Source organism: Vibrio sp. L85, assembly GCF_963871815.1.
Taxonomy (GTDB): Bacteria; Pseudomonadota; Gammaproteobacteria; order Enterobacterales; family Vibrionaceae; genus Vibrio; species Vibrio harveyi.
In genome coordinates, this window is record NZ_CAWMYL010000087.1 from 1 (window position 1) to 655 (window position 655).

Annotated in this window: 1 protein-coding gene; it reads left to right on the plus strand. The window is 58.2% G+C overall.

Features of this window, described 5'->3' with window-relative positions:
• Window positions 1–109: 109 nt before the first annotated feature.
• Window positions 110–655: IS6-like element IS6100 family transposase (locus AACR11_RS08970; protein WP_050344902.1), on the plus strand; the 546-nt coding region annotated here is incomplete at its 3' end.

Consider the following 655-nt stretch of genomic DNA (forward strand, 5'->3'; position numbering starts at 1 on the left):
TATCAGAAGTGATCTGCACCAATCTCGACTATGCTCAATACTCGTGTGGGCTCTGTTGCAAAAATCGTGAAGCTTGAGCATGCTTGGCGGAGATTGGACGGACGGAACGATGACGGATTTCAAGTGGCGCCATTTCCAGGGTGATGTGATCCTGTGGGCGGTGCGCTGGTATTGTCGCTATCCGATCAGCTATCGCGACCTTGAGGAAATGCTGGCGGAACGCGGCATTTCGGTCGACCATACGACGATCTATCGCTGGGTCCAGTGCTACGCCCCGGAGATGGAGAAGCGGCTGCGCTGGTTCTGGCGGCGTGGCTTTGATCCGAGCTGGCGCCTGGATGAAACCTACGTCAAGGTGCGGGGCAAGTGGACCTACCTGTACCGGGCAGTCGACAAGCGGGGCGACACGATCGATTTCTACCTGTCGCCGACCCGCAGCGCCAAGGCAGCGAAGCGGTTCCTGGGCAAGGCCCTGCGAGGCCTGAAGCACTGGGAAAAGCCTGCCACGCTCAATACCGACAAAGCGCCGAGCTATGGTGCAGCGATCACCGAATTGAAGCGCGAAGGAAAGCTGGACCGGGAGACGGCCCACCGGCAGGTGAAGTATCTCAATAACGTGATCGAGGCCGATCACGGAAAGCTCAAGATACTGATC